The sequence below is a fragment of the Oceaniovalibus sp. ACAM 378 genome (assembly GCF_008085915.1).
Classification (GTDB): Bacteria; Pseudomonadota; Alphaproteobacteria; order Rhodobacterales; family Rhodobacteraceae; genus Oceaniglobus.
Genome location: NZ_VSJK01000001.1, coordinates 135,053 through 155,272, shown reverse-complemented (window position 1 = coordinate 155,272; position 20,220 = coordinate 135,053). Strand labels below are relative to the sequence as shown.

The 20,220-nt window shown below is 60.3% G+C and carries 22 protein-coding genes; 12 read left to right on the top strand and 10 right to left on the bottom strand.

Annotated elements, in window-relative coordinates; genetic code table 11:
* Positions 1–66: 66 nt before the first annotated feature.
* From typA to FQ320_RS00700, 6 genes are all read right to left on the bottom strand, one after another.
* Positions 67–1,896 (bottom strand): translational GTPase TypA, encoded by a 1,830-nt coding sequence (gene typA / locus FQ320_RS00720; protein WP_148469039.1) that lies wholly within the window; start codon positions 1,894–1,896, stop codon positions 67–69.
* A 143-nt stretch (positions 1,897–2,039) separates the two neighbouring features.
* Positions 2,040–2,996 carry a hypothetical protein gene (locus FQ320_RS00715; RefSeq protein WP_148469037.1) on the bottom strand — a complete coding sequence of 319 codons (957 nt, stop codon included), beginning with the start codon at positions 2,994–2,996 and terminating at the stop codon, positions 2,040–2,042.
* Between the two features lies 1 nt (position 2,997).
* On the bottom strand, positions 2,998–3,123 hold the full coding sequence (locus tag FQ320_RS26260; RefSeq protein ID WP_255509322.1) for a hypothetical protein: 126 nt from the start codon (positions 3,121–3,123) through the stop codon (positions 2,998–3,000).
* A gap of 61 nt (positions 3,124–3,184) precedes the next feature.
* Positions 3,185–3,520 carry a multidrug efflux SMR transporter gene (locus tag FQ320_RS00710; RefSeq protein WP_148469035.1) on the bottom strand — a complete coding sequence of 112 codons (336 nt, stop codon included), beginning with the start codon at positions 3,518–3,520 and terminating at the stop codon, positions 3,185–3,187.
* Between the two features lie 195 nt (positions 3,521–3,715).
* Positions 3,716–4,927 carry an NADP-dependent isocitrate dehydrogenase gene (locus FQ320_RS00705; RefSeq protein WP_148469033.1) on the bottom strand — a complete coding sequence of 404 codons (1,212 nt, stop codon included), beginning with the start codon at positions 4,925–4,927 and terminating at the stop codon, positions 3,716–3,718.
* A gap of 160 nt (positions 4,928–5,087) precedes the next feature.
* Positions 5,088–5,741, bottom strand: coding sequence for an alpha/beta hydrolase (locus tag FQ320_RS00700; RefSeq protein WP_148469031.1), 654 nt, complete (start codon positions 5,739–5,741; stop codon positions 5,088–5,090).
* 183 nt (positions 5,742–5,924) lie between these two features.
* On the opposite strand from FQ320_RS00700, the gene FQ320_RS00695 reads away from it, so the two are divergent.
* The 10 genes from FQ320_RS00695 (at position 5,925) to FQ320_RS00650 (ending at position 14,804) form a co-directional block, all read left to right on the top strand.
* Positions 5,925–6,386 (top strand): Rrf2 family transcriptional regulator, encoded by a 462-nt coding sequence (locus tag FQ320_RS00695; RefSeq protein ID WP_148469029.1) that lies wholly within the window; start codon positions 5,925–5,927, stop codon positions 6,384–6,386.
* A 66-nt stretch (positions 6,387–6,452) separates the two neighbouring features.
* Positions 6,453–7,505: a cysteine desulfurase family protein gene (locus FQ320_RS00690; protein WP_255509321.1), complete on the top strand. Its 1,053-nt coding sequence runs from the start codon at positions 6,453–6,455 to the stop codon at positions 7,503–7,505.
* 19 nt (positions 7,506–7,524) lie between these two features.
* Entirely contained in the window at positions 7,525–9,042 is a 1,518-nt protein-coding gene (gene sufB / locus FQ320_RS00685) for a Fe-S cluster assembly protein SufB (protein ID WP_148469493.1), read from the top strand.
* A 168-nt stretch (positions 9,043–9,210) separates the two neighbouring features.
* The gene (locus FQ320_RS00680) at positions 9,211–9,498 is read left to right on the top strand and encodes a hypothetical protein (protein ID WP_148469025.1); all 288 of its coding nucleotides are present in this window, start codon (positions 9,211–9,213) and stop codon (positions 9,496–9,498) included.
* 72 nt (positions 9,499–9,570) lie between these two features.
* On the top strand, positions 9,571–10,473 hold the full coding sequence (locus FQ320_RS00675) for an FkbM family methyltransferase (protein WP_148469023.1): 903 nt from the start codon (positions 9,571–9,573) through the stop codon (positions 10,471–10,473).
* Positions 10,473–11,228: a Fe-S cluster assembly ATPase SufC gene (sufC, locus tag FQ320_RS00670; RefSeq protein WP_148469021.1), complete on the top strand. Its 756-nt coding sequence runs from the start codon at positions 10,473–10,475 to the stop codon at positions 11,226–11,228. Before FQ320_RS00675 ends, sufC begins: the two co-directional genes overlap by 1 nt.
* Positions 11,228–12,502, top strand: a complete 1,275-nt coding sequence (locus tag FQ320_RS00665; RefSeq protein ID WP_148469019.1) for a SufD family Fe-S cluster assembly protein — start codon at positions 11,228–11,230, stop codon at positions 12,500–12,502. The genes sufC and FQ320_RS00665 overlap by 1 nt, the downstream gene beginning before the upstream one ends.
* 3 nt (positions 12,503–12,505) lie before the next feature.
* On the top strand, positions 12,506–12,991 hold the full coding sequence (locus tag FQ320_RS00660; protein WP_148469017.1) for a YIP1 family protein: 486 nt from the start codon (positions 12,506–12,508) through the stop codon (positions 12,989–12,991).
* Entirely contained in the window at positions 12,988–13,578 is a 591-nt protein-coding gene (locus FQ320_RS00655; RefSeq protein WP_148469015.1) for a Yip1 family protein, read from the top strand. Before FQ320_RS00660 ends, FQ320_RS00655 begins: the two co-directional genes overlap by 4 nt.
* Before the next feature lie 5 nt (positions 13,579–13,583).
* Positions 13,584–14,804: a cysteine desulfurase gene (locus tag FQ320_RS00650; protein ID WP_148469013.1), complete on the top strand. Its 1,221-nt coding sequence runs from the start codon at positions 13,584–13,586 to the stop codon at positions 14,802–14,804.
* Positions 14,805–14,809: 5 nt separating this feature from the next.
* Here the strand turns inward: FQ320_RS00650 and yghU are convergent, their stop codons facing one another.
* On the bottom strand, positions 14,810–15,643 hold the full coding sequence (gene yghU, locus FQ320_RS00645; protein WP_148469011.1) for a glutathione-dependent disulfide-bond oxidoreductase: 834 nt from the start codon (positions 15,641–15,643) through the stop codon (positions 14,810–14,812).
* A 209-nt stretch (positions 15,644–15,852) separates the two neighbouring features.
* On the opposite strand from yghU, the gene FQ320_RS00640 reads away from it, so the two are divergent.
* Entirely contained in the window at positions 15,853–16,152 is a 300-nt protein-coding gene (locus FQ320_RS00640) for a hypothetical protein (RefSeq protein ID WP_255509318.1), read from the top strand.
* A gap of 72 nt (positions 16,153–16,224) precedes the next feature.
* Here the strand turns inward: FQ320_RS00640 and FQ320_RS00635 are convergent, their stop codons facing one another.
* The 3 genes from FQ320_RS00635 to FQ320_RS00625 form a co-directional block, all read right to left on the bottom strand.
* On the bottom strand, positions 16,225–16,431 hold the full coding sequence (locus FQ320_RS00635) for a cold-shock protein (protein WP_148469009.1): 207 nt from the start codon (positions 16,429–16,431) through the stop codon (positions 16,225–16,227).
* Positions 16,432–16,709: 278 nt separating this feature from the next.
* Positions 16,710–18,656, bottom strand: a complete 1,947-nt coding sequence (thrS, locus tag FQ320_RS00630; protein WP_148469007.1) for a threonine--tRNA ligase — start codon at positions 18,654–18,656, stop codon at positions 16,710–16,712.
* Positions 18,657–18,683: 27 nt separating this feature from the next.
* Positions 18,684–18,887: a hypothetical protein gene (locus FQ320_RS00625; protein ID WP_148469005.1), complete on the bottom strand. Its 204-nt coding sequence runs from the start codon at positions 18,885–18,887 to the stop codon at positions 18,684–18,686.
* A 22-nt stretch (positions 18,888–18,909) separates the two neighbouring features.
* Here FQ320_RS00625 and FQ320_RS00620 point away from each other — a divergent pair, with 22 nt between their 5' ends.
* Positions 18,910–20,184 carry an MFS transporter gene (locus FQ320_RS00620; protein WP_148469003.1) on the top strand — a complete coding sequence of 425 codons (1,275 nt, stop codon included), beginning with the start codon at positions 18,910–18,912 and terminating at the stop codon, positions 20,182–20,184.
* Positions 20,185–20,220 lie beyond the last annotated feature (36 nt).

The window sequence follows — 20,220 nt, the reverse complement described above, 5'->3', positions numbered from 1 at the left end:
GCGAGACGCGCCCGACCCCTTGCGGGGGCGGGCGCGATTTTGAGTATTTATGCAAAGAAGAAGCCGTTAGCTGGCGGCGGCGCCGGCTTTGGCGCTGCGCTTGCGTTCGTGGGGGTCGAGAAAGCGTTTGCGCAGGCGGATCGCGTTCGGCGTCACTTCGACCAGTTCATCGTCGTCGATATAGGCGATGGCTTGCTCGAGCGACATCGTGATCGGGGTGGTCAGGCGCACGGCTTCGTCGGTACCGCTGGCCCGGACGTTGGTCAGCTGTTTACCCCTGATCGGGTTCACCTCAAGATCGTTGTCGCGGCTGTGTTCGCCGATGATCATCCCGGTATACACGGCTTCCTGCGCGCTGATGAAGAACTTGCCACGGTCCTCAAGCTTCCACAGGGCATAGGATACAGCGACACCGTTTTCCATCGAGATCAGAACGCCCTGACGGCGTCCGGGGATCGGGCCCTTATGCGGTGCCCAGGAGTGGAACACGCGGTTCAGAACGCCGGTGCCGCGGGTATCGGTCAGGAATTCGCCGTGATAGCCGATCAGACCCCGCGAGGGCACATGGGCGATGATCCGTGTCTTGCCGACGCCGGCTGGTTTCATTTCGACCAGCTCGCCTTTGCGAAAGCCGGTGATTTTTTCGATCACGGCGCCGGAATATTCATCGTCGACGTCGATCGTCGCCTCTTCGATCGGCTCATTCACCACGCCGTTGATTTCGCGCAACAGAACCTGTGGACGTGACACCGACAGTTCAAAGCCCTCGCGGCGCATGTTTTCGATCAACACGCCCATCTGGAGTTCGCCGCGGCCCGCAACCTCGAAGGCTTCGCCGCCGGGGGTGTCAGTGACCTTGATCGCGACGTTCGATTCCGCCTCTTTCATCAGGCGTTCACGGATCACGCGCGACTGCACCTTTTTGCCATCCTTGCCGGCAAGCGGGCTGTCGTTGATGCCGAAGGTGACGGTGATCGTCGGCGGATCAATCGGGCGCGACGGAAGCGGTTCATCCACCGCCAGCGCGCAGATGGTGTCGGCAACGGTGGCTTTGGTCATGCCGGCCAGGGACACGATATCGCCTGCGGTCGCTTCTTCGATGTCCTGGGAAACCGGGCCGCGGAAGGCTGAGATCTTGGTGACGCGGAATTGCTCGATCTTTTGACCGATGCGCGACAGCGCCTGAACCGTCGCACCGACCTTGATCGTGCCGGATTCCACCCGTCCGGTCAGGACGCGCCCGACAAACGGGTCTGCCGACAGGGTGGTGGCCAGCATGCGGAACGGATCGTCCTTGTGTTTCATCTGGGCGGGGGGCGGCACATGGCGCAACACCAGATTGAACAGCGCATCCAGATTCTTGCGTGGCCCGTCCAGTTCGGCGTCACACCAGCCATTCCTGCCGCTTGCATAAAGATGCGGGAAATCCAGCTGGTCGTCGTCGGCGTCGAGGTTGGCGAAAAGATCGAACACCTCGTTCAGCGCGCGGTCGGGTTCGCCGTCGGGTTTGTCGACCTTGTTCAGCACGACGATCGGCCGCAGCCCCAGGGCCAGCGCCTTGGATGTCACGAATTTCGTCTGCGGCATTGCGCCTTCTGCGGCATCGACAAGCAGGACGACACCGTCGACCATCGACAGGATACGCTCCACCTCGCCACCGAAATCGGCGTGGCCGGGTGTGTCGACGATGTTGATCCGTGTGCCTTTCCACTCAAGGCTGGTGGCCTTGGCTAGAATAGTAATGCCACGCTCACGCTCCAGGTCATTGGAATCCATCATCCGTTCGGCGACAGCCTGATTGGAGCGGAATGAGCCTGATTGTTTCAAAAGCTCGTCCACCAAAGTGGTCTTGCCGTGGTCGACGTGGGCGATGATAGCGATGTTTCGCAGGTCCATGAGTAGCGCAGCCTTTTTCGGGGTTGACGCGCTTTACCGTGCAGACGCAGAAAATACCAGAGGTAATGCGCGCGCAGCGTCAGTGCCCCGACGTGAAAAAGCCCCCGGCGTGCACCGGGGGCTTTTTCGTTCGTTTACATCGATCAGAAGCTGCGGAAGCCCGCGAACAGCCGTCCTTCGTCGCGATGACGTCCGCCAACCGCTGCACCCCAGATGGCGGCCGCTGCGGCAATCAACAGAGCAGCAGCAAGGGCAAACCCTGACAGAACCGCAGCTGTGCGCGCCGCATCTGCGGCTTCGCGTGCAGTTGCTTCGACCTCGTCAATCTTGGCTTGTGCCGTGTCGCGCAGGGCGACAACTTCGGCGGCGGCCTGATCGACACGCGCTTCGGCCTCGGTCTGGCTGAGGTTCGAATTCGCGGCCAGCGTCGTTGCCAGATACGCCCTGTCGTCTTCGGTGATCTCACCCGTGCGGGCGACATCGCCAAGAACGGCCATTGCGCCATCGGGCAGGGTCGGATCGTTGTCAAGCTGAACACCGGTTCCACGCAACAGACGGTCGTTAACGATCTGCAGGGGATTGATGTTCATCCCATCGACCGCGCCACGCGCTGCGCCAGCCGCGCCGCCGATTCCCTGAACCGCGCCACCAACTGCACTGGCGGCACCCTGTGCCACGTCCCCGGCCACTTTGGCCGCAGACCCAAGCGCACTTGCGGCCAGAAACGCGCTGAGCAGGACGCCAAGACCCCAGACAACCGCGCCGTGCATGCTGTCACGGGCCGCGACCTCATCCGCCTTTGCGGCGGCGTCCATCCGGCGGCGCATCCGCCCGGCAATATAGCCGCCCGCGCCATAGGCGGCGACCGTCGTGATCAACAGCCAGGCACCGACGATGATCAGTGCGAAGCCGCCCGATCCCTCTCCGGACAGCGGCGAAACGGCGGACAAGCCGACCGCAGCACCAAAGCCCGAGAACAGAATGCCGATAGCCGCTGCGACCACAGCACCGCCGAACATGGCGGGCCAGTCGAAATAGCTGCCTTGATGATTGGATGCCGGTGCCGAAGCATCGGTCAACGCTTGTGTGCGCTCAACCATTTCAGCCAAGCCCCAAAAGCGACAGGATCGCCAAAACGATCACAATCAGCCCCACGAGATAAATAATACCGCCCATCTTCAGTCCTCCGGTTTTGAATTGACCCGACGCTCCATCGCCGATCAGCAACGCGCGCCGTGTTCGATGACATAACCGTGTTCAAACCGGAAAGTTCCGGACGGACCGCGTTTCAATGGGTTGCGGTGGAGGAAAATAGATGGATCACAAGGATGCCGATCAGGATCAGCGCCATTCCGATCAATGCGGGAACGTCCAGCCGCTGCCCGAAGACGAAAAATCCAATGGCGGCGATGAACACGATCCCGAGGCCCGACCAGATCGCATAGACAATCCCGACTTGCATCGTCTTGAGCGCAAGCGCCATCAGCCAGAATGATGCGCTATATCCGATCACGACAATGATCGAGGGCCAGAGCCGGGTGAATTGGGCGCTGGCTTGCAAAGCCGTGGTGCCGATGGTCTCGGTCAGGATGGCGAAGAACAGATAGATGTAATGGGCGGGCATGGGAGCGCTTTCAATTGTCGCGCGGTGGTGGTTGCAATGGCGCACCAAGGCAACGGGCGGCGCGCTGTGCCGTCCTTGGGTGCAGGTGAGCCGGGCAACAGCCTGCAATGGTCGTTGCGGGTGGCGTGACCCATTCGGGTCTGACAAGTCACCGGGGGTCCAGGGGCGAAACCGCCCCTGGATAATTGCCTGAAATCAGGTGAGCGCCTTGTTCAGGTTCTCGTCGATCTTTTCAAGGAAGCCTTCGGTCGTCAGCCATTTCTGATCCGGTCCGACCAGAAGCGCCAGATCCTTGGTCATGAAGCCGGCTTCAACCGTATCCACAGTGACCTTTTCCAGCGTTTCGGCGAATTGGATCAGCTGTGTGTTGCCGTCCAGCTTGCCGCGATGCTTGAGACCGCCGGTCCAGGCATAGATCGACGCGATCGAGTTTGTCGATGTCGCCTGACCCTTCTGGTGCTGGCGATAGTGGCGGGTGACGGTGCCATGCGCCGCCTCGGCCTCGACCGTCTGGCCGTCGGGGGTCATCAGAACGGATGTCATCAGGCCAAGGCTGCCGAAGCCCTGAGCAATCGTGTCGGACTGGACATCGCCGTCATAGTTCTTGCAGGCCCAGACATAGCCGCCGTTCCATTTCATCGCGCAGGCGACCATATCGTCGATCAGACGGTGCTCATAGGTGATGCCGGCTGCCTTGAACTTGTCCTCGAACTCTTCCTCAAAGACCTTCTGGAACAGCTCCAGGAAGCGGCCGTCGTATTGCTTGAGAATCGTGTTCTTGGTGGACAGGTACACCGGCCAGCCGAGGTTGAGACCATAGTTCATGCTGGCGCGGGCGAAGTCGATGATCGACTTGTCCAGGTTGTACATCGCCATGACAACGCCAGAATCGGGCGCGTCGAAAACTTCATGTTCGATCTCGGTACCGTCCTCACCAACGAATTTGATCGTCAGCTTGCCTGCACCGGGGAATTTGAAATCGGTCGCGCGGTACTGGTCGCCAAAGGCGTGGCGACCGACGACGATTGGTTTCGTCCAGCCGGGAACAAGGCGCGGCACGTTCTTGCAGATGATCGGCTGGCGGAAAATCACGCCGCCCAGAATGTTGCGGATCGTGCCGTTCGGGCTGCGATACATCCGCTTGAGGCCAAACTCTTCGACCCGCGCCTCGTCCGGAGTGATCGTGGCGCATTTGACGCCGACGCCGTATTTCTGGATCGCATGGGCGGCATCGACGGTGATCTGGTCGTCCGTCTCGTCACGGGCCATGATCCCGAGATCATAATATTTCAAATCGATGTCGAGGTAAGGCAGGATCAGCTTTTTCTTGATGAAATCCCAGATAATCCGGGTCATTTCATCGCCGTCCAGCTCGACAACGGGGTTTTCGACTTTGATCTTAGACATCTTGCGGCCCTCAGATGGATTCGGTTGACGGTGGTGTAGCCTACCGCGCCGTTGGGGGAAAGATGTATGCGAGAGTATACTGAAACGCCGAGCGGAAGTCGCGCGCGCCGTTTCAGGTGATTCTTGAAAACGGCCGGGCCTGAACAGCCCGGCCGTTCTATCAGCGGGTGGTTTCAGTGAGGCGGCGCTTCACATAGGTTTCGACTTGGCCGATCATCTGTTCCATATGCGGATCTTCAAAGAAGTGCCCGGCGCCCTCAATCTCGGAATGGGTGACCGTGATGCCTTTCTGCTCGTGCAACTTGTCAACCAGAGTGACCGTATCACGGGGCGGCGCCACGCGGTCGGCGGAACCGTTGATCACAAGACCCGACGCGGGGCAGGGCGCAAGAAAGCTGAAGTCATACATGTTCGCCGGGGGCGATACCGAGATGAACCCCGAGATTTCGGGACGCCGCATCAGCAGTTGCATGCCGATCCACGCACCAAATGAAAACCCGGCGACCCAGCAATGTTTGGCGTTCTGGTTCATCGACTGCAGATAATCCAGCGCGCTGGCCGCATCGGAAAGTTCGCCGATCCCTTGATCGTATTCCCCCTGCGACCGCCCGACGCCACGGAAATTGAACCGCAGAACGGTGAACCCCATGGCGTGAAACGCATAGTGGAGGTTGTAGACGACGCGATTGTTCATCGTGCCACCGAACTGCGGATGGGGATGCAGAATGATGGCGATTGGGGCGTCGGATCTCTTTTGCGGGTGGTAACGACCTTCCAGGCGGCCCTCTGGACCGGGAAAAATGACTTCGGGCATGACGCTCCCTGACGATTGGCAGGCCCGGACCGCTCCGCCATGTTGACGGTGACGGCCAGAGACCTTAGAAAGATTCTAATCTACGGTGGGATACCGGATTCCCTCGTGACGTAGTTGTCCGGACCCCTGCCGTCAACTGTCCTGCGCTTTTGGCGCACGGACTTCCGGAATGGATGGCTCGCGATGAAGCTGAGTACGAAGGGCCGATACGCGATGGTGGCGCTGAGCGATCTGGCGTTGGCAGAGGTCGGCACGCTGGTTTCCCTGAGCGAGCTGAGCCGTCGCCAGGACATATCGCTGCCCTATCTGGAGCAGCTTTTTGTCAAGCTGCGGCGGGCGGGTCTGGTCGAATCGGTGCGCGGTCCGGGCGGTGGTTACCGGCTGGCGCGTATTCCAAGTGAGATTCGCGTGGCCGACGTTCTGGTTGCGGTGGACGAAACAGTGAGTGCGATGCATACCGGAGCGGGGGCCAGCGGCGGTGTGTCAGGCAGCCGGGCGCAATCCCTGAACAACCGTCTGTGGGAGGGGCTTTCGGCCCACGTTTATGTCTTTTTGCACCAGACGCGGCTGTCGGATGTGGTCGAGAACGCGCTTGTGCCGTGCCCGGCAGTGCCAAGCCTGTTCGAGATGGTGGATGAAACATGAACGCAGCCTGCACATCGCCTGTGTCTGCGCCGGGCCGGGATTTTAAGCATCAGGATGGGACGTGACGTGAGCCATACCGGACGTGTCTATCTTGACTGGAACGCGACCACGCCCCTTCGCCCCGAAGCGCGTGCCGCGATGATTGCGGCGATGGATGTTGTGGGCAATCCCTCGTCGGTTCACGGCGAAGGCCGTGCGGCACTGTCGTTGATCGAGCGGGCGCGGGCGCAGGTCGCCAAGGCTTGCGGTGCGACGGCGGCGGATGTGGTGTTTGTCTCATCGGCGACCGAAGGCGCGGCGCTGTGCCTTGCCGGTGCCGGAATCAGCTGTGGCGGTATCGAACATGACGCGGTCACAGCCTGGTGTGATTCGGCTCTGCCGGTGACGCGGGATGGGCAGGTCGCGGTGGCAGACCCCGAAAAAACGGCGCTGCAACTGGCCAATTCCGAAACCGGTGTGATGCAGGATCTGCCGCCCGGTCTGGCGTTTTGCGATGCGACACAAGCCTTCGGCAAGGTGCCGTTTGCCTTTGACTGGAGCGGCGCAAATGCGGCGGTGATTTCGGCGCATAAGTTCGGCGGACCAAAGGGTGTGGCGGCGGTTCTGTTGCGCCGCGGCATGGATGTGACCGCCCAAATCCGCGGCGGCGGGCAGGAAATGGGCCGCCGGGCCGGGACCGAGAACGTGATCGGTATCGCCGGAATGGGCGCCGCAGCCGAGGCGGCGGCGCGCGATCTGGACGCCGGAGAGTGGGAGCGGGTTGCACAACTTAGAAATATTCTAGAGAACACTCTGGCATCCGGCGAAAAAGAGACTATTTTTGTCGGACACTCTGGAAGACGTCTGCCGAACACGTCGTGCATCGTTTTTCCCGGCTGGAAGGGCGAGACTCAGGTGATGCGGATGGACCTTGCGGGGTTCGCGATATCAGCGGGTTCGGCCTGTTCCAGCGGCAAGGTACGGGCAAGCCGGGTCTTGCACGCGATGGGGTATGACGACGCAGCGGCCAGCAGCGCGATTCGCGTATCGCTGGGTCCGGATGTGACGCGAGAACAAATTTCGCGCTTTGCCGATTCTTGGCTGGCGCAACAACGGAAATATCGGGCGCATGCTGCCTGAGGGACTTGAGGGGATGACCATGAACGCAATGGATGTCGACGTTAAAGAAGGTGTCGATCGGGAGACGGTCGAAGCGGTGAAATCCCTGTCGGGCACCTATAAGCACGGCTGGTCCACGGATATCGAGATGGAGTACGCCCCCAAGGGTCTGTCCGAAGATATCGTGCGGCTGATTTCGGAAAAGAACGAAGAGCCGGAGTGGATGCTGGACTGGCGTCTCGCTGCCTATCGCCGTTGGGAAAAGATGAAAGAACCCGAGTGGGCGATGGTCCACTATCCCCCGCTGGATTATCAGGATCAGTATTATTACGCCCGCCCCAAAAGCATGGAGGTGAAGCCAAAGTCGTTGGATGAGGTCGATCCAAAGCTGTTGGAAACCTACAAGAAACTTGGGATTCCTCTGAAAGAGCAGATGATCCTTGCCGGGGTTGAGGGTGCCGAAAACGCTGATGAGGGCCGCAAGGTCGCGGTGGATGCGGTGTTCGACTCCGTATCGATCGGCACCACCTTTCAGGACGAGTTGAAGAAGGCCGGCGTGATCTTCTGTTCAATCTCGGAAGCGATCCGCGAACATCCCGAACTGGTGAAAAAATACCTTGGAACAGTGGTGCCAGCGACAGATAACTTCTTTGCCACGCTGAACTCTGCCGTGTTTTCCGACGGTTCCTTTGTCTATATTCCGCCCGGCGTTCGCTGCCCGATGGAGCTGTCGACCTATTTCAGGATCAACGCGGAAAACACCGGTCAGTTTGAACGCACGCTGATCATTGCCGACCGCGAATCCTATGTCTCCTATCTTGAAGGCTGCACCGCACCGATGCGCGACATTGTGCAACTGCACGCTGCGGTGGTCGAGCTGGTGCTGCTGGACGATGCCGAGATTAAGTACTCGACGGTTCAGAACTGGTTTCCGGGCGATGAAGACGGCAAGGGCGGGATCTATAACTTTGTCACCAAACGGGCCGATTGCCGGGGTGACCGCTCAAAGGTGATGTGGACTCAGGTTGAAACCGGGTCGGCGGTGACGTGGAAATATCCGTCCTGCATCCTGCGCGGCGATGATTCGCAGGGTGAATTCTACTCCATCGCGATCGCCAACAACTGGCAGCAGGCCGATACCGGCACCAAGATGGTGCATCTGGGCAAGCGTACAAAATCGCGCATCGTGTCGAAGGGCATTTCGGCAGGTCAGGCGCAGAACACCTATCGCGGGCTTGTTTCGATGCACCCCAAGGCCAAGGACAGCCGTAACTTTACCCAGTGTGACAGCCTGTTGATCGGCAACAAATGTGGGGCTCATACGGTGCCCTATATCGAGGTGCGCAACAACTCGAGCCGCGTGGAGCATGAAGCGACGACCTCCAAGGTGGATGACGATCAGCTTTTCTATTGCCGCTCGCGCGGTATGGACGAGGAAGAAGCTGTGGCACTGGTCGTCAACGGGTTCTGCAAAGAGGTGTTGCAGGCTCTGCCGATGGAATTCGCCATGGAAGCGCAGCAACTTGTTGCAATCTCGCTTGAAGGATCGGTGGGGTGACTTCAGCGGGCGGCATCTGGCGGGGGACGCGGCGCGCGTCTCCGACTGACAGCATCCTTTCCGGGATGATGGTCGGGGGCGCTGTCGGCGTCTGCCACGGTGCTGCCCGTTCTGACCGCGTTCAATCCTTGGCCGTTGCAATGTCGCGGTTCAATGAAAGTGGCAGCGATGACCTTGGATGAGCCAAAACGCCGGAGCCGAATCCGGTTCGGCCATCCATCCCGGATGGCGCCGGAAACGCGTGAGATCACTCTGTTGATCGTCGGGCATTTCATGCTGTTCGCACTGGCCATGAGCCATGATGAAATCGTGGCCGAACTGGTCGCGGATGGCTGGATTTTGGCGCGTTATGGCGAGCGGTTCGAACTGCTGATCGGGCTGGTTCTGTTCCTGTGCTGGAGCGGGCTGACGCTGCGTCTGGCGGGTATCATCAATCACGCACGGGTCGAAAAATGATCGGCGCGGCCATGCTCTTTGCTGCGCTGACCGGTGCAATCTCCGTGACCTTTGTGATCCGGTGTCGCTGATATGGGGGCGCTGTTTGACAGGAAACGGGCGGAAACGCTGATTGACGCGCTTGCGCCGAAACGCCGGACAAGGGTTGTCGAGGTCGGGGCGAATCCGATCAACGCCAACCCTTACGGCGAACTTCTGGCCATGGGGGCCTGCGATGTCTGGGGGTTCGAGCCCGAGGAAAAGGCGTTTGCGCGTCTGACGCCCGGCCCGCACGAGACCTATCTGCAGATCGCGGTGGGCGACGGGAGCGCGGGCGTGTTGCATGTCTGCCGGTCGGTTTCGCTGTCGTCGCTTTTGCCACCCGACCCCGAAACCACGCGGTTTTTCCAGCGTTTGGCAAAGCCGGCGATCGTTGAGCGTGAGGTTGCACTCACGACGGCCCGGCTCGACGATCTGGATGAGATTCCCGATTTCGATCTGCTGAAGATCGATGTGCAGGGGGCAGAATGTCAGGTCTATGCCGGTGCAATGCGGCGGCTGGATCATGTGGCGGCGGTGATATCCGAGGTGGCATTCGTGCCGCTTTACGTCGGTCAACCGCTGCTCGATGCGCAGATGACCGCGCTGCGCGCGCATGGGTTGGACCTGCACAAGTTCCTGTTCCTCAAGGCGTTCTCGCTGCGGGGTGGGATGAACACCGGCCTGCGTAAGAGTGGCCACGGGAATCAACTGCTGGACGGCGATGCAGTGTTCCTGCGGTCGCTGCGCCAGCCTGACAAGATCGGGGATGAAGGGTTGAAGCATATGGCCATCCTCGCCGATACGGTGTTCGAAAGTTTCGATGTGACGGTGCGGTGCCTCGACCTTCTGGTCGGGCGCGGTGCGGTCGGGGAAAATGCAGCACGCGCCTATGTGGCGATGGTGCCAGATCAGGCGGACACAACGGTGGCCGCCAAGGTGAAGAAAGAGAAATAATGCTGAATATCAAAAACCTGCACGTCAAACTTGAAGAAGAGGACAAGCAGATCCTGAAGGGGATCAATCTGTCCATCGGCGCGGGCGAAGTGCACGCCGTCATGGGTCCGAACGGATCGGGCAAATCGACTTTGGCCTATGTCCTGTCGGGACGCGGCGGGTACGAAGTGACCGAGGGATCAGCCGAGTTGCAGGGGCAGGACATCCTTGCGATGGAGCCAGAAGAACGCGCGGCGGCTGGATTGTTTCAGGCGTTTCAGTATCCGGTGGAAATTCCCGGCGTCGGCAATATGACGTTCCTGCGCACCGCGGTGAACGCCCAGCGTAAGGCGCGCGGCGAAGAAGAGATGAGCGCGGGCGAGTTTCTGAAAGTGATCCGCGCCAAGGCCAAGGATCTGCAGATCGACGCAGAAATGCTGAAGCGGCCGGTGAACGTAGGTTTTTCGGGCGGTGAGAAAAAGCGCAATGAAATCCTCCAGATGACGATGCTGGAACCGAAGATGTGTATCCTCGATGAGACCGATTCGGGGTTGGATGTGGATGCGATGCGGTTGGTGTCGGACGGGGTGAACGCGCTGCGCGATGCCGGTCGATCCTTTCTTGTGATCACCCACTATCAGCGGCTTCTGGATCACATCAAACCCGATGTGGTGCATATCATCGCCGATGGTCGTGTCGTGAAAACCGGCGGTCCGGAACTGGCGCTTGAGATCGAACACAACGGCTATGCCGACATTCTTGCCGAGGTGTCCTGATGTCTGTGGCAAATCCCAAGGCCGATACAACGGCGGCGCGGCTGAATGCGCTGACAATGCCAACGGGCGGCTGGTCCGAACCGGCGCGGCGCGATGCGCTGACCCGGGTGCAGGCCATGGGTCTGCCGCACCGGCGTGACGAATACTGGCGCTATACAACCCCCGACAGCCTGAATGCGCCCGAAGCGCCGTCGGCTGCGGTGTTTGACGATGACGAAGCGCCGCTGTTTTCCGCTCACGACCGGCTGAAGCTGGTGTTTGTCGATGGCGTGTTCGATCCGGCGCAATCCGATGACCTGTCCCATGCAGGGGTCGAGATCGGCCGGCTTGCCGATGCCAGCGATCTGCACTGGGCGCGCGATCTTTATGGCGTGCTGGAAGCCCGGGGTCAGGTGCCCGTGGCGCGCCCGCTGGCAGCGCTGAACACCGCCTTTGCGACGGACGGCGTGCTGATCCGGGCAACCGGAACGCCAGAGCGGCCGGTTTCTCTGGTCTATCTGCACAGCGATCCGGAGTCAGACGCGACCCTGCACCATGTCATCCGCGTCGAGGCCGGTGCGTCGCTGACGGTAATGGAACATGGCCCCGCCGCCGCGCGGCTGAACAAGGTGATGGAGGTCGACGTGGCCGATAACGGCGCGTTCCACCATATCCGCGCACAGGGCCGCGATCATGAACGCCGTGCGGTGACGCATATGTTCGCCCGGCTGGGCAGTGAATCGGTGTTCAAATCCTTCACCTTGACGGTCAACGGCGTTCTGACCCGCAACGAATGCGTGATTGAGCTGACCGGCGACGATGCCGTGGCTCATGTGGCGGGTGCGGCGGTGGGTGACGGCGATTTCCACCACGACGATACAGTGTTCATCACCCATGACGCGATGAATTGCGAAAGCCGTCAGGTGTTCAAGAAAGTGCTGAGAAACGGCGCAACCGGCGTGTTTCAGGGTAAGATTTTGGTGAAACAGCAGGCTCAGAAAACTGATGGCTATCAGATTTCCCAGGCCCTGTTGCTGGACGGGGACAGTGTCTTTCTGGCCAAGCCCGAGCTTGAGATTTATGCCGACGATGTTGCCTGTTCGCATGGATCGACCACCGGTGCGATCGATGAAACCGCGCTGTTCTATCTGCGGTCGCGCGGCGTGCCGCGGGCCGATGCCGAGGATCTGCTGGTCCTGTCATTCCTCGCCGAGGCAATGGCCGAGATCGAAGACCCGGTCATTGCCAGTGATCTGACGACCCGGCTGGAAGGCTGGCTGGCAAGGCGGCGCTGACGCGTGGCTTTGACCACTGATATCCTTGCCAGTTATCGCCGGCCCGGTGCTGTTTTGCGGCGTCGGGCCGGTGGCGTTGTGCGCGAGGATCGCGCATTGATTACTCTGATGATGGCCTGTGCCTTGATCTTTGTGGCACAGTGGCCACGATTGTCGCGTGAGGCATTTGTGACCGAACAGGAGCTGAACATGCTCTTGGGCGGTGCTTTGCTTGGGTGGCTGTTTGTTGCACCGCTGGGGCTCTATGCCATTGCGGCGTTCAGCCATCTTGTGGCGCGGCTGTTGGGCGGGCAGGGCACGTGGTATGGCGCGCGGATGGCCCTGTTCTGGGCTTTGCTGGCGGCGGCGCCCTTGTGGTTGCTTTGGGGTTTGGTGGCCGGGCTGATCGGTCCGGGCCCGGCCTTGTCGGCGACGGGCGTGGTGGCATTGGGTGCGTTTCTGGCGATCTGGATCGCCGGGCTTTTTGCGGTGGAACGGGGCGAGCGATGATGAACCTGTCGGTGCTTTTGCCCATGGCGGTGGAAACGGTGCGCGATCCGCGCACGGTTGCCGATCGCCTGATGGGTCTGAATTTGTCACGCGAGATATTGTGGCAGGCGCTTGCGCTGGTCGTCGTGGTGTCGATTTTGCTGGCCGAGGTTGGCAACATATTGCTGACTTCGATGTCCGGCATGTCCGCTCCGGCCTTCTTTGTAAGCCCGTTGCGCATGGGGTTGATCCAGCTTTCGCTGCTGGTTCTGGTGGTTTTCGCGGTGTTCTGGTTTGGGCGGGCCTGTGGCGGAACCGGGCGGTTCCAGGACGGTCTGGTGCTGGTCGTCTGGCTTCAATTCATGATGGTCTGCCTTCAGGTGCTGCAAACTCTGGCGATTCTGGTTTTCCCGGCGCTTGCCTGGATCATCGGTATTTTCGGGCTGGTATTGTTTCTGTGGCTTCTGACCAATTTCATTGCCATCGCACATGGGTTTAAGTCCCATGCGAAGGTATTTCTGATGATCGTGGCAAGCAGTTTCGGCTTTGCCTTCGGACTGTCGCTGATTCTGGCGCTGATCGGCGTCTCTGTCCCCGGCGTGGAGTGAACACGATGTATGACGTCGCAAAGATACGCGCCGATTTTCCGATTCTGGCGCGTCAGGTGAATGGCAAGCCGCTGGTATATCTCGACAACGGGGCATCGGCGCAGAAACCGCAGGTGGTTATCGATGCGATCACCAACGCCTATTCCATGGAATATGCCAATGTGCATCGTGGCCTGCATTATCTGTCGAACCTTGCCACCGATCACTATGAGGCGGTGCGCGGCACCATTGCGCGTTTCCTGAACGCGGCCAGCGAAGATGAAATTGTGATGAACTCGGGCGCGACCATGGGAATCAACATGATCGCCTATGGCTGGGCCATGCCCCGAATGCAGGCGGGTGACGAAATCATCCTCAGCGTGATGGAGCATCACGCCAATATCGTGCCCTGGCACTTCCTGCGCGAGCGGCAGGGCGTCGTGCTGAAATGGGTGGACGTGGACGCCAGTGGTGCGCTTGATCCTCAGGCGGTGCTGGATGCGATCACGCCGAAGACCAAACTGATTGCTGTCACGCATATGTCCAACGTGTTGGGCACCCGGGTCGATATCAAGGCGATCTGCGACGGGGCACATGCCAAAGGCGTGCCTGTGCTGGCCGATGGCTCTCAGGCGGCCGTGCACGGACCAGTGGACGTTCAGGCGCTTGGCGTCGATTTCTATCCAATTACGGGGCACAAGCTCTATGGTCCTTCGGGGTCGGGCGCGATCTATGTCAAAAAGGAGCGGATGGCGGAAATGCGTCCGTTCATCGGCGGCGGCGACATGATCCGGGAAGTTCGCAAAGACGGAATCGACTGGAACGACGCCCCGATGAAGTTCGAGGCGGGCACCCCCGGTATCGTGCAGCAGATCGGGCTGGGCGTCGCGCTGGACTATATGCTGGCGCTGGGGATGGATAATATCGCCGCGCACGAGACGGTCTTGCGCGACTATGCGACCGAGCGTCTGACCGGGTTGAACTGGTTGTCGTTACAGGGAACAACGCCGGACAAGGGTGCGATCTTTTCTTTCACGCTGGACGGTCCGGCCCATGCCCATGACATTTCTACCGTGCTGGACAAACGCGGCATCGCGGTGCGCGCGGGCCAGCATTGCACCGGCCCGCTGATGGAACATCTTGGTCTGACCGCAACCTGCCGCGCGTCCTTTGGCCTGTATAACACGACCGAGGAAGTTGACGCGCTGATTGACGCGTTGGAATTGTGTCGCGATCTTTTCGCCTGAGGACGTCAGTCCAGATCCGCGGCTGAATGACGCTCGGATATCCAGTCGGTGTTGTTGTCCGATGTGCGGTTGATCCGGAGTCCGCGTTTCACCGCGGGGCGCTCGGCGACTGCATCGGCCCAGCGGATCACGTTGGTGTATTCGTGTGCCGACAGGAATTCGACCGCGTCGTAAACCTCACCGCGCACTAGTGCTCCATACCAAGGCCAGATCGCAATATCGGCAATCGTGTATTCATCTCCGGCGATGAAGGCGCGGTCGGCCAGTGTCTTGTTCAGCAGGTCAAGCTGCCGCTTGATCTCCATGGTGAACCTATTGATCGGATATTCATATTTTTCCGGCGCATACTTATAGAAATGGCCAAAGCCACCGCCCAGATAGGGTGCCGAACCCATCTGCCAGAACAGCCAATTCAGGGTTTCGGTACGCGCCGATAGATCCTTGGGCAGTAAGGCTCCGAACTTTTCGGCCAGATACAACAGGATCGAGCCGGATTCGAACACCCGCACGCCGGTCTCGCGATCCAGAAAGGCCGGGATTTTCGAGTTTGGGTTGATTTCGACAAATCCGCTGGAAAACTGGTCACCCTCGCCGATGCGGATCAACCAGGCGTCGTATTCGGCACCGGTATGTCCGGCCGCCAGCAGTTCTTCCAGCATCACGGTCACTTTGATCCCGTTCGGCGTGCCCTGCGACCAGAGTTGCAGGGGATGTACGCCCACCGGCAGGGTCTTGTCATGGGTCGGGCCTGAGATCGGGCGGTTGATGCTGGCAAATTGACCGCCGCTTGGCGCCTCCTCTGTCCAGACCGCGGGGGGCGTATAGATCGGATCGTTCATCTCATCTCTCCTTTTGGCGCGTCGCACCGAGGATAGACATTTCACGCGGCGGCGGGCAGGGCGAAACCACTGCAATTCCGTAAAATTATTGTGCAATTCCTGTGTCGTCGAAAATCTCGGGGGTTTCCTTTGGCCATTTGACCCGCGATCACGGCGCCGTTACTGTTTTTCCGATAGAATGGCATATCGCATTTGCGACGGGGAAACATATGACACTGAGAACGATGGTGAAAACTGCGCTGAGCGCGGCGGCGCTGATTGTGGCGCCGACACTGCTTTCAGCCGGGAATGTCTATCCCTATCCCACTGCCGTCAATTATTGCCCCGCCGGATTGCAGCCGGTGACCGCGAATGGCGTGATCTGCTGCGGCGTGCCGAACCGGAATGTTTCCTATGCCGAAGCGATGCGCCATCCCGTCAAGACGAAAGTTCACAAAGCACGCCGTTCCCATCCCGAGAGGATACCGCGGCAAAAGGGCATTCCTACCGGCAAAGGGCTGGGCGACTGACATCGTTTCGGAGTGATTCGGCGCGGCACCGGTGCGGATGAATGCCGCAGGTTGCGCCGCGCCTGCATTGACTTAAAGCGTTCTAAGATCGCCCGCCGATTGGCGTCCGTCGCGCCCTTCGATCAACTCGTAGCTGACCTTTTGGTCGTCAGCGAGCCCGGAAAGACCGGCGCTTTCAACTGCGGAAATGTGAACGAAAATATCCTTGCCGCCGGTATCGGGCGCAATGAAACCGAACCCCTTTGCGGTGTTGAACCATTTAACGGTGCCAGTAGGCATGCCATCTCTCCTTTGTCGTTGCCCGCGCGCAAAATTGGCACGGATAAGATGCATCCGGCGTCTCTCTGCAAATGCGGCTGCCTCGACCAAGGCGGACGTTCGGAAAGTCGGATGTCATCCGACATTGATACTCCGACATCTGCGGCAAATTTCAAGTGCAACCTTGAAAGCAGCGTTTATCGGGCGTTTTCCGCCAGTTGGGCGTTCAGGCGCGGGGCCGATGACTGGTGCTCTCTGGCGCCGGGCATAGATCCCCGGCGCCCTGTCGCGTCACCCGGTCAGCGCTGATCGGGGGCCTTCGCCTCGGCGGACAGATCGGCGATCACCTGTTCCAGCGAAAGCGTGCGGCTGTGCTTGTCACCCAGCCGACGCATGGAAACGCTGCGCTCTTCAACTTCGCGTGCACCAAGGGCAAGGATCACCGGCACCTTGCCAAGCGAATGTTCCCTCACCTTATAGTTGATCTTTTCGTTGCGGGTGTCCGCCTCGGCCCTGATCCCGGCAGCCTTCAGCGCGGCCACGACTTCGTTGGTATAGCCGTCAACATCCGACACGATCGACGCCACGACAACTTGACGCGGAGCCAGCCAGAACGGCAGCTTGCCCGCCCAGTTTTCAATCAGGATGCCGATGAACCGCTCAAAACTGCCCAGACAGGCGCGGTGCAGCATATAGGGGCGGTGCCTCTGCGAATCCTCACCGATATAGGTCGCGCCAAGCCGTTCGGGCAGATTGGGATCGACCTGAAATGTGCCACACTGCCAGACTCTGCCAATAGCGTCGGTCAATTTGAAATCCAGCTTGGGGGCATAGAACGCGCCTTCGCCCGGTTCCAGTGTGAACTCATGCCCGGTCTTGCGGATCGCGCTTTCCAGCGCGGCTTCCATCTTGTCCCAGCTTTCTTCCGTACCGACCCGTTTTTCGGGGCGGGTGGCGAACATGATCTCGAACTCTTCGAATCCCAGATCCTTATACACCGACGACAGAAATTCGATGAACCCGGCGCATTCCGATTCGATCTGATCTTCGCGGCAGAAGATATGCGCGTCGTCTTGCGTGAAACCACGGACCCGCATGATCCCGTGCAAAGCACCCGAAGGCTCATATCGGGAGCAGGAGCCGAACTCGGCCATGCGCAGGGGCAGGTCACGATAGGATTTCAGACCCTGATTGAAAATCTGCACATGGCAGGGGCAATTCATCGGCTTCAGGGCGTTGATCGATTTTTCGCGGGCGTGTTCTTCGTCCACTTCGACGATGAACATATGTTCCTGATAGTTGTCCCAGTGGCCGGATTGCACCCACAGTTTGCGGTCGACCACTTGCGGGGTATTCACCTCGACATAGCCGGCCGCACGCTGTTTGCGGCGCATGTAATCCTGCAGCGTGGTATAGATCGTCCAGCCGTTCGGATGCCAGAACACCTGACCCGGCGCTTCCTCCTGCATGTGGAACAGGTTCATCTCGCGGCCCAATTTTCGGTGATCGCGCAACGCCGCTTCTTCCAGCATCGTCAGATGCGCCTTCAGGTCATCGCGACTTTTGAAGGCCACGCCGTAAATCCGTTGCAGCATCGGGCGCGTGGAATCCCCCAGCCAATAGGCCCCGGCGACATTCATCAGCTTGAACCCGTCCGCCGGAACCTGACCGGTGTTTTGCAGATGCGGACCACGGCAGAGATCCTGCCAATCGCCGTGCCAATACATCCGCAGGGGTTCGTCGCCCGGGATGCGGTCGATCAGCTCGATCTTGAAGGGTTCATCCTTGGCCTTGTAATGGGCAATGGCGCGCTCGCGGTCCCAAATTTCGGTTCTGACCGGATCTTTCGCGGCGATGATCTGTTTCATCTTGGTTTCGATCGCGCCCAGATCCTCGGGCGTGAACGGCTCGGCGCGGTCGAAATCATAGAACCAGCCATAGTCGCGCACCGGGCCGATGGTGACTTTGACGTCCGGCCAGAGTTCCTGCACCGCGCGGGCCATGATATGCGCCAGATCGTGACGGATCAGCTCCAGCCCCGGCGCAGTGTCGGCCATGGTGTTGATCGCGATGGCCGCATCATTCTCGATCGGCCAGGCCAGATCCCAGTGCGCGCCGTCCAGATTGGCCGAGACCGCCTTTTTCCCCAATGAGGTGGAGATCGATGCGGCAACTTCGGCAGCGGTGATTCCGGCGTCGAACTGCCGTGCGTTGCCGTCGGGAAATGTCAGGGAAATCTGGGTCATGGCCCATGCTCCTCGTCGTTTTGGCGCCTACGAAACGCCCGGTTGCGGGTTTATGATGCGAATTGATCGGATCATGACATGCAGGGCGGCGCGCAGGCTGTCAAGCGCGCGCCAATCCTTCGCCACTTCGGTGATATCGTTTCTGCCGCCAGCTTCGGGTATGCTGACCGTCAGGTGACAGGCAGAAATACCCGGCGCATAGTCGAGCAGGGTGTGGGCTGCGACCGCCAATGGACCAGTAAGCGAGGCTGCATTGACCAGTTCACTGACCGCAAAAACATTTCGCGCAATTTCGGGGCAGGACGCCGATGCCCGGGGTGTTGCGCCGGGTGAGCCGCGAAACCTGCTGTGTCATGCCGGATCGCTGGCGATGACCAAACTGGCCGATGGACTGATTGATCCTAAACTTGTCTTGTCATGGATGCTGGGACAGTTGGGCACCTCGGCGTTCCTTGTCGGGCTTCTGGTGCCGATCCGCGAGGCGGGGGCGCTGTTGCCGCAGATTTTTACCGCGCCCCGTCTGCCCGCAATGGCGCGCCGCAAATGGGTCTGGGTCGCCGGGTCCGTCGGGCAAGCCGTGGCGGCCGCAGGGATCGTGGCCGCCGGTCTGACGCTGACGGGTGCGGCCGCAGGCATTGCCGTCTGCGTTCTGCTGGCCGTTCTGGCAGTGTCGCGCAGCATCTGTTCGGTCAGCTATAAGGACATTCTGGGCCGCACGGTGGGCAGATCGCGGCGCGGCGCGGCGACGGGATTTGCGAGTTCAGCCGCTTCGGTTGGCGTGATCCTGTTTGCGCTGGCGCTGATGACCGGCGCGGTTGACCGGATGGTTCTGGTGCTGGCCGCGATGACCCTTGCCGCCGCTCTGTGGCTGGCCGCGGCCGCATTGTTTTCAACGCTGAACGAAGAGGCCGATCCGGGGGAAACCACAGATACGCCTTGGTCGCAATTTCGGCTGCTGCGCGAAGAACCGCAACTGGTACGGTTTATTGCGACGCGCGGATTGTTGACCGGATCAGCGCTTGCACCGCCATATCTGGTGCTGCTGGGGCAAGAGGCCGGGCAGGGCGGGTTCGACCGTCTGGGGGCGCTGGTGCTCGCCTCGGCGCTTGCATCGTTGCTCAGTTCCTGGGGCTGGGGGCGGTTGTCGGACCGTTCCAGCAGGCGGGTGCTGCAACTTTGCGGCCTGGTGACGGCGCTGGCGCTGTTTGGGGCGGTGGCGTTGCATCTGGCGGGGCTGAGCAGCAGGCTTTGGGCGCTGCCGCTGGTGCTGTTTGTGCTGATGGTGGCCTATCACGGGGTACGACAGGCGCGTTCAACCTATCTGGTCGATATGGCCCCCGCCGAGCTGCGCGCCCCCTATACGGCGGTGACCAATACGGTGATCGGTGTGATCCTTTTGGGGTCCGGGATATTCGGCGCGCTGGCATCGCTTGCGGGGGTCATGGTGACGCTGGTGGTCTTTGCGGTGATGGCACTGGCGGCGGTTTGGATCGGTCAGGGGTTGAACGAGGTGGAGCAGGGGTTCTGATCGCCGATTGCATCCGCGCCGCCCGCACGGCACGAT